Here is an 8,665-nt window from a genome sequence, read left to right as displayed (position 1 = left end):
TTCATGAGCATAGCACGAATATATGAAAGATTAAACTCCACTCATGTAGGAGTAAATTCCACCGCATAAGCGGACGGTGGAATTTACTTTTGAAATTTTCATATAAGAAATATCAGTAGGCTTTAGGCTTGCACTATTATTTTTGATTGTATATAATTAACGTAACGTTGCCATGGTGTACTGGTGTACGCCATGGCAATTATTGTTTATGAAAATGAAAGGAAGACTTAAGAATGGCGAACATTGCATTGCTCACAGCAGCAGGGAGTGGAACAAGAGTTCATCAGGATATACCGAAACAGTTTTTACATGTAAATAATAAACCTATTATCATTTATACATTGGAGGCTTTTCAGCGCCATCCGAATATTGATGAGATTTGTGTAGTTATCTTAAAAGGCTGGGAAGAAATACTAAAAGCCTATGCAAAGCAGTTTAATATTACAAAATTAAAATATGTAGTCGAGGGTGGAAATTCTGGTCAGGAATCCATTTACAATGGTCTCATGGCAATCCGCGAAGCACGTACAGAGGATGATGTGGTGCTGGTACATGATGGCAATCGTCCGATGGTGAGTCAGGATGTGATTACGGATAGTCTTGTGAAATATGCACAGTACGGTTCAGCTGTGGCGGCAATTCCTTGCACCGAGGTCGTTTTTGTGTCAGAAACAGGCGCAGAATCAGAAAAGTCTATTCCAAGAGAAATGCTTTGGAGAACACAGACACCGCATACCTATAAGCTTGGAGAACTGTGTCAGGCCCATGAAGAAGCGAAAAAAAGAGGTCTGACCAATATGGCTGCTTCTTGTTCTTTGATGGAAGCTTTAGGGAAAAAAGTGTACTTTTCCAAAGGATCTGAGAAAAACTTAAAAATTACGACGGTAGAGGATATCGATATTTTTAAAGCACTTTTGTCTGCAAAACGGGATGAATGGATGAAAGGCGAGTATTAAATAGCAGAGGAGAGAGATAATGCAAGGGACTTTTCAAGAAAAGAGAAGAAAATTAGCACAGATATTAGAAACGACGTATTTGTGTTTATTTGCAGTGCTTCTGTTATATATATTTCTGGGAATTGCGTCATTTCCGATTCCGTGGAAATCCATTACATTGAATGCAGATGGTAAGACAGTATTTTGGGCAAAAGTGTTATTTGAGGCACCTTATTATTTGCTGCAGATTATAGTACTATTGCGATTTGTAGTGCAGGAAAAATATGAATTAAAAAAGATGTTCACTGCAGCAATCGTATTTATCAGTGGTTATTATTTGTGGACAGCAAGTGAGCACAGAAGATTATTATTATTCTGGTTACTGATTCTGGGAGCATGGAAAATTCCATTTCAGAAAGTAATCAAGGTATTTGTTCGGGTCATTGGTCCGATGATGATCGTGACAACTTTTTGTGCGGTAGTTGGATTGATAGATGATTATACGTATACGAGAGCAGATTTCATCAGACATTCTTTTGGTATTGTATCCCCTACAAATTATGGCGCAATGGTGTTCTTTCTGGTGTTATGCTGGTGGTATTTAAGAAGAGAGAAAATGACCTGGAAAGAAATTTTGGGGGTATTTGGAATCGCAGTATTTTTGCATTTGGGTTGCCACGCAAGATGTTCGACAGTGTTGACGGCAGTGGCAGGTATTTTGATGGGGATGGAAAAAATGCTGAAAGAACGGAAACACCCATTCTTTATTTCTGATGTATTAGTGTTATCGCCGGTGTTAGCAGCGATCGGGATGACGGTGTTAACGATTATGTATCAGGGAACTCCGATGCAGCAAAAACTGGATCAATTACTGAGTAATCGATTGGATTTAGGAAAAAAAGCATTTGATATTTTTTCTTTGACACCATTTGGACAGTATATTCGTCTTTTCAGCAATGCAGAGAATCTTGGGGTTGAATATTATTTCTATATTGACTCGACCTACCTTCAGTTGATTATTATGTATGGTGTGGTCATTCTGGGTGTAGTACTGCTCGTGTTTTTATTAATCGGCTGCCGGGCAAAGGCGCAGAAAGACTGGATTTTTTTATGGATTATTGGATTAATTGCAGCGCATAGTATTATTGAGCAGCATTTGGTGGAACTGCCTTATTGCCCGTTTGTGATTGCGTTGCTGGCAGATACAGAAGTAAAGCCGGGCCTGAAAATAAAGGAGATATTTGGAAAAGTATGGACAAGAAATTAGCAGTACTTGGCAGTGTCATGATACTCCTTTTGATGGGAGGGCTGTATAAGTATCAGAAAAATCAGGATGAGGATGAAGTAGTTGCCCAGACGGAGACGGTGGAGCAGCAGGAGATGCCGGAGACCATATCCGGCTATGAAGACGAAGCAGAATTGATTCAGTATATGCTCTGCCAGCTGCAGAACGAAAATCTGGATTTGGCGCTTCGAGGATGTGCGATTCAGGGCGTGGCAGAAAATTTTAACCTGGAAACTTATATTGAATATACGGAAACCTATGAGCCGTTGGAGGTATTGCCGCCGTCTAACTGGGAGAGCACTGCTTATAGTGCTATTTCAGAGATGCGTTTGGAAGGACTCTATACGGAATGGTTACAGACTGCCATGGAAGAATTAGGCAGTGCTCATACGGTGAAGCTCTATGGCGTGGAAGAGGATGTGCCGGAAAATCCAGATGGAAAATATTATGAAAACCAGAGAACCATTACCGAGATTCTTGGCGCAAGATCTGTAAAAGAAATGTTGATTTATGCAGAAATTGATGGACAGGCTAAAGAACTTCGCTGGACATTGAGCAGGCATGGAAAAAGCTGGAGAGTACTCCTGTTTACATCACTGGACGGATATGGAACGAAAGTGATGGATATTCGTAATACCAGGAAAGATTTGCAGCAATTGGACGAAATTTCTTTTTCGACACAGGATATTCTTCCTGCAAATTATGGAATTTTAAATGCGAACGGAGAAGAAACTCCGGAATTAACAGCGCGTAAATTTTTCCGATACCTTATGCGGCAGGATGTGTGGTCTGCAGCGTCTTATATCAAAGTATATGATGGAGAGCCGCATACGACAGTGGATTTGATGAAACAGCAGGCCGATATAGGAAATCAGATGCAGGCATTTTATTATCGGTTATTTTTCAATGATCAGAATAAATATGAATGGTATTTCCGGGATTTGGCTGCGAGGGCAGGAGATATTGCAGAGGATATCCGAAGTGATAAAGTGATTACCATGAATGTGAACAGTGTGCAAAGAGTATCAGAGGAGTCTGATGGAACTGTGCAGATTCAAGTAGGATATAGTTATGGATGGGGAGGATATTCCTGCCTCATGACCTTAGTAAATGAAAACGGATGGAGAATTACCAACATTGAATGGCAGTAAAGAAAAGATACTGATCAGTATCGTAGTGCCTGTTTATAACGTAGAGGCATATGTGGCAGAATGCCTCGATTCGTTATGTGCACAGACCTATGAGGATATCGAGATCTTGCTTGTGGATGATGGTTCGTCCGACCGGAGTGGTGAGATTTGTGATTCTTATGCACAGAAGGACGAACGAATTCGGGTGTTCCATACAGTAAATAGTGGTGTTTCGGAAGCGAGAAACAGAGGAATCGAAGAAGCAGAAGGAGACTATCTGGTATTTGTAGATTCGGATGATAAGATTCATCCACAATTGCTGGAATGTTATATAGAGTGCTTGGATTCCAACTGTGTTCTTTTGTGTGGAATGACGGAGACAGAGTCAGAACTGAAACAAATGAAAGTGGATGATCTGGAGCAGAGGATACAAGCTTATGACTTGAAGCACTTTGCTAAGATTTATGCAGAGAACCTCATCAATTCTCCGGTGAATAAGTTATATCGGCTGGATATTTTAAAAAAGTATCAGGTCCATTTTCCCGCAGATAAAAACATGGGAGAAGATTTGCTTTTCAATCTGGATTACCTTCGCCATGCTCCGACGCAATATAAGATGATGGAGTTACCATTCTACTATTATCGACAGGAGCGGGATGGCAGTCTGACAGCGGCCTATCGGAAGGATTTGTTCCAGATTCAACAGGAACTGGCAGCTGCAGTCGAACAGTTTATGAAAGACATGAAGGTATGGAATCCGGAGAATCAGAGGATTCACTATGGTTTGTACTGGGATCGATTGTATATGACAGCTTCCATGTGCCGGAGTTATGAAAAGGAACACAAGGATTCCAGAAAACTGAAACAGATATTGAACGATCCCGTATGGGGAAAAGTATGGATAGAATGTAGAAAGAGAAAACTGTGTACGTGGAAGAGAAGAATCAAGAAACTGTCATTGACAAAGTGGAAAATGGGATGGTAAAGTTTTCCATCATCGTTCCGGTCTATAAAGTGGAAGCTTATCTGGACCGTTGTGTGGATTCTATGATTCACCAGACGATAGATCCGGAACAGCTGGAGATCCTGCTGGTGGATGATGGAAGTCCGGATCGGTGTGGTGCCCTGTGCGATCAGTATGCGGAGCAGTATCCCTTTGTGAAGGCACTTCATAAAGAGAATAGGGGCTTGTCGTCTGCCAGAAATTATGGTGTGGAAAGAGCTTCCGGAGAGTGGATCATCTTCGTGGATTCTGACGATTATGTGGAAAAAGATCTCTGCGAGATCCTGGAAAAAGAGATCAGGAAATATCCGGCGCTGGATGCCATTGTCTACAATGGACTGGAAGAGGAAAATGGAGAAGCCTCTCCGGTACGTAGAAGACCCATGACGGGATCTCCTGTCAACGGAAAAGAATATTTGCTGCAGCATTACAAAACGAGAAGCCTTAGTGTGGAAGCGTGGCTTTATGCATACCGCAGGGAGTTCCTGCAGAAGAATCATTTACAGTTTAAAGAAGGAATCCTTCACGAGGATGTGGAGTTTACGCCTCGCGCCATGCTGCAGGCGGAACAGGTGCTGGAACTGGATCAGCCGTTATACCATTACATGATTCGGGGGAATTCCATCAGCACGGCAAAGAACATGCAGAAGAATATCCGGGATCTGTATCAGACACTGGAACAGCAGGTGCGGATTGCGGAGCATCAGCCGCCGGAACTTCAGAAATGGATGAAAAATGCAGTACTGGACAGTTATCTTAATATGGTACAGACTGCGAGAATGTATCAAAAAAAATACAGACCGTTATTGAAGAAGAGATTTCTGTGGGGCAAAGCAGCCACACCCTGGAATCATTTTCGGGTGCTGGTATGCACCTGCAATGTGCGGTTGTATTGTCTGATGAATGATAGTTACAAAAAGCTAAGAGGGTAGTGGATGAAATGAAAAAAGGGTTAATTACACTGGTAGTAGTCGGTTACAACCGGCCGGATTCCATACGACGGATTTTGGGGTCATTGGAGCGGGCAGACTACGATTATGAGGATATTCGCCTGGTGGTCAGCATCGATCACAGTGGAATGGAAGAAGTGGTTCGGACTGCGGAGGAATGCGTCTGGTCCCATGGCTCGAAGGAAGTCTTTTATCGCTCGGAGCGGCTGGGATTGCGGAAACACATTATTTCCTGTGGTGATATGACGGAAAAATATGGAGCAGTCATGATTCTGGAGGACGATTTATTCGTGTCACCGGATTTTTATAATTATGCTATGCAGGCGCTGGAGCGTTACGGGGATGACCCGCGGATTGCAGGAATTTCCATGAATACGAAGAGGGAACTGTTGGAGAGTCCTTATCCTTTCTTTCCACTGCATACAGGATATGATGTGTATTTTCAGCAGTTTGCGTCTTCCTGGGGACAGGTATGGAACCGAAGAATGTGGGCGGATTTTAAAGAGTGGTATGAGCAGAACCAGACCCTGCCGCGAAATGTGAATGTGCCCCTTACCGTACTGAACTATCCGGAGACTTCCTGGGCGAAGTTCTATCAGACCTATGTGGTGGAGAAGAATAAGTTCTATGTCTTCAGCTATGATTCTCTGACTACCAATTTTGGAGATGCGGGGGAACATTTTAACCATGACTCTTCTGCATTCCAGTCAGTCTTGTTTTATGGAAAGAAAGAGTACCGCATGCCAGCCTTTGAGGATGGCGTGAAATATGATATTTTCGGGGAACCGCTGGGACTGGGAAAGGTGCTGGAGGTACCGGAGGAAGAACTGACCTGTGACTTCTGGGGAAGGAAGCAGGAGGCTTCTTACAAGAGATATTTATTGACCTGCTGCCGCCGTCCCTACAAAGTGGTAAAGCAGTTTTCCATGTGCATGAAACCTATGGAACTGAATGTGATGGAACAGATTCCGGGAAAAGAGATTACCCTCTATGATACCTCGGCGAAAGATGACAATTTCAGCGTGGATAAGAAGGAACGGATTCGTCTGCTGGAATATGGCTATGGCATCATCAACGGGCGGGATTTGCTCAAATGGGCGCTTGACCGGATGAAACAGAAATATCGGAAAGGCTGAAGAACGTGAAGCTTTGTTTGATGGGGCCGCCTCTTGGAGAGTGCGGCGGAATACAGAGAGTGATGGTCAGCGTGGCCAATGAGCTGGCGAAAGAACATGAAGTTACCTTGCTTTCTATACAGAATCCAAAAGGAAACTCCTATTATGAAGTGGATCCTTCTATCAGAATCTGCAATATGAACCGGGAGTACGGGAAAAAGGGACAGCTACTGCGCCGGGTAGTGAAGAAGCTGGTGCGATCTCAAAGCCCGGTACTTCCGGCATCTGTGGTAGCATGGACCTATTATCCGAAGGATATGGTAAAGGATTTACAGCAGATTCTCACAGAGAGAGCATTTGACGTTGTCATTGCATCGGCGGTTCCCTGCACGCTGCTTTTGGGACAGGCAGCACCGGGATTGAAAGGAATGCGTCTTATTGGATGGCATCATAATTCGTTCCGAATTTATTTTCGAACGAAGGGCTGTGGGTTTTATGCGCAGCAGAGACTGGCAGAGAATGCATTAAGAAAGCTTGACCAGCTGGTATCCCTGACCAGAAGAGATGCGGAAGAATATCAGCGGAATATGGGGCTTCCATGTACGTATATTTATAATCCACTCAGTTTTTTCAGCAAGGAAAAATCTGAGGTAAACCAGAAAAATCTGTTGTTTGTCAGTCGGCTGGAAGTACAGCAGAAAGGCCTGGATTTCCTGGCGGACATCGCAGAGGAATTGTTCCACAGACGTGGATACCGTGACTGGAAATTGCAGATTGTAGGAAATGGCAGTGGATATGAGAAGCTGAAAAACTGGATTCAGGAGCGGAATCTCACCGATCAGGTGGAACTTCTGGGAGAACAGAAGGAAGTAGAGCCTTTTTATCAGAATGCGTCGGTATTTTTGTCCACTTCCCGGTGGGAAGGATTTGGAGTAGTTATTACGGAGGCTATGGAATGCGGACTTCCAGTGGTGGCATTTGAGACAGACGGTCCTATGGAGATTCTGCAAAACGGGAAAAATGGTTATTTGATTCCCAACTATGAATTGGATAAGTACGCGGATGCGGTGGAAAACCTGATGAAAGATGAGGCACTTCGGTGGAAAATGTCCCGGAATGCCATAGAACGGGCGAAGGATTTTTATCCGGATAAAATTGTAAAAGAATGGAAAAAAGTAGTAGAAGAGAGGTGATTCCTCTCTTCTACTTGGCTATAGCGGTTATTTTCGGATCAGTTTTAAAATCTGACCCTTCAGATACATGATCCGGCACTGGATGGCGGCCTGAAGGCTCTGGCTGGCCGGAACGACGTTCCAGTCGTCACAGAAGCAGTCAGTAGGATAGAACTGCCGGCCTACCGGGTAAACGGAAGGACGGACAATCTGATTGGATGGGGTCGTGTTCAATACTGCGGACATAATGGAGAAGGAACTATTGCAGATAATCTCCCAGTCACAGCGGGACAGCATACAGAGGTCATGCACCAGGGATCCCCGACAGATCTCGCAGGTAAAATGGGAGGTAAAGTAATCAATGAGTCCTCCTTTTTTTGGTTTCCGGTCATAGAAAAGAAGGAAGATAGGATCTTTGACCTGGGTCAGTACATAGTCGGCGGCTTTTTTCCAGTAAGAGTCACGGAGGCGGAATCCCTGACGGACATAGTCTTCTCCAATGCGGAAATGGACGGCTACCAGCGGGCGGCCAGGATATTTGGCACGGAGCGCAGCCAGTTCTTCGTCTACCGGGGCAGTGACATCTTCGGGAAAAGCGAACCAGTGGCGGACTTCCTCCAGATTATCGGCAAAATAGCGATAGGAAATATAGTGTCCGATCATTAAGGTGTTTGTAGGAACCTTCAGAGCATCTGCCTGATAGTTGGTGGTGCGTCTGCTCAAAGGTGGTTCTGCGTAAGTATGGGTGATGGCAGCGGGAAGCTGCTCAAAAAATTCATCATGGATGGCCGGAAAAATTGTATGGATTTCATTGCCGTATTTCCGGTCACTGTCGTTGATACGGTCATTCCATTCCCGTACAAATCCAAATGGTTCCTGCCGATGCTGGGCAATGGTTTTTACAGATGCGTAAGAAAACATCTGATTTCCAAGCTGATCGGCGATTCTGGCTACCAGCATAAAGTAAAGTCCTTTCTTATATCACATATCACAATGCATTTATTGTACAATAAATCCGGAAAAATGGAAATAGAATTTACATAAGGTCCTGCTCTGAATTATAATGAACAAAAAA

Annotated in this window: 8 protein-coding genes; 7 read left to right on the top strand and 1 reads right to left on the bottom strand. The window is 43.8% G+C overall.

Annotated elements, in window-relative coordinates; translation table 11 throughout:
- Nucleotides 1-233 precede the first annotated feature (233 nt).
- From ACZMB2_RS06725 to ACZMB2_RS06695, 7 genes are all read left to right on the top strand, one after another.
- A complete protein-coding gene (locus ACZMB2_RS06725) occupies nucleotides 234-956 on the top strand; it encodes an IspD/TarI family cytidylyltransferase (protein ID WP_487596098.1) in 723 nt (240 codons plus the stop codon).
- Between the two features lie 94 nt (nucleotides 957-1,050).
- A complete protein-coding gene (locus ACZMB2_RS06720; RefSeq protein WP_487596097.1) occupies nucleotides 1,051-2,202 on the top strand; it encodes a hypothetical protein in 1,152 nt (383 codons plus the stop codon).
- Nucleotides 2,187-3,371 (top strand): hypothetical protein, encoded by a 1,185-nt coding sequence (locus tag ACZMB2_RS06715; protein WP_487596096.1) that lies wholly within the window; start codon nucleotides 2,187-2,189, stop codon nucleotides 3,369-3,371. The genes ACZMB2_RS06720 and ACZMB2_RS06715 overlap by 16 nt, the downstream gene beginning before the upstream one ends.
- Nucleotides 3,331-4,335, top strand: coding sequence for a glycosyltransferase family 2 protein (locus tag ACZMB2_RS06710; protein ID WP_487596095.1), 1,005 nt, complete (start codon nucleotides 3,331-3,333; stop codon nucleotides 4,333-4,335). Before ACZMB2_RS06715 ends, ACZMB2_RS06710 begins: the two co-directional genes overlap by 41 nt.
- Entirely contained in the window at nucleotides 4,275-5,285 is a 1,011-nt protein-coding gene (locus tag ACZMB2_RS06705) for a glycosyltransferase (RefSeq protein ID WP_487596094.1), read from the top strand. Before ACZMB2_RS06710 ends, ACZMB2_RS06705 begins: the two co-directional genes overlap by 61 nt.
- An 8-nt stretch (nucleotides 5,286-5,293) precedes the next feature.
- On the top strand, nucleotides 5,294-6,439 hold the full coding sequence (locus ACZMB2_RS06700) for a glycosyltransferase (RefSeq protein ID WP_487596093.1): 1,146 nt from the start codon (nucleotides 5,294-5,296) through the stop codon (nucleotides 6,437-6,439).
- 5 nt (nucleotides 6,440-6,444) lie between these two features.
- On the top strand, nucleotides 6,445-7,611 hold the full coding sequence (locus ACZMB2_RS06695) for a glycosyltransferase family 4 protein (protein WP_487596092.1): 1,167 nt from the start codon (nucleotides 6,445-6,447) through the stop codon (nucleotides 7,609-7,611).
- A 27-nt stretch (nucleotides 7,612-7,638) separates the two neighbouring features.
- Here ACZMB2_RS06695 and ACZMB2_RS06690 read toward each other — a convergent pair whose 3' ends face one another.
- Nucleotides 7,639-8,550 carry an O-fucosyltransferase family protein gene (locus tag ACZMB2_RS06690; RefSeq protein WP_487596091.1) on the bottom strand — a complete coding sequence of 304 codons (912 nt, stop codon included), beginning with the start codon at nucleotides 8,548-8,550 and terminating at the stop codon, nucleotides 7,639-7,641.
- Between the last annotated feature and the right edge of the window lie 115 nt (nucleotides 8,551-8,665).

This window comes from Hominiventricola sp., assembly GCF_057604405.1.
The sequence above is the reverse complement of the archived record's forward strand: the minus strand, read 5'-3'. Positions and strand labels throughout refer to the sequence as shown.

Excerpts from the sequence above, each read along its gene's own strand:
- ACZMB2_RS06710 (WP_487596095.1), top strand. The coding sequence starts at position 3,331 with ATGAAAACGGATGGAGAATTACCAACATTGAATGGCAGTAAAGAAAAG.
- ACZMB2_RS06715 (WP_487596096.1), top strand. The coding sequence starts at position 2,187 with ATGGACAAGAAATTAGCAGTACTTGGCAGTGTCATGATACTCCTTTTG.
- ACZMB2_RS06700 (WP_487596093.1), top strand. The coding sequence starts at position 5,294 with ATGAAAAAAGGGTTAATTACACTGGTAGTAGTCGGTTACAACCGGCCG.
- ACZMB2_RS06690 (WP_487596091.1), bottom strand. The coding sequence starts at position 8,550 with ATGCTGGTAGCCAGAATCGCCGATCAGCTTGGAAATCAGATGTTTTCT.
- ACZMB2_RS06725 (WP_487596098.1), top strand. The coding sequence starts at position 234 with ATGGCGAACATTGCATTGCTCACAGCAGCAGGGAGTGGAACAAGAGTT.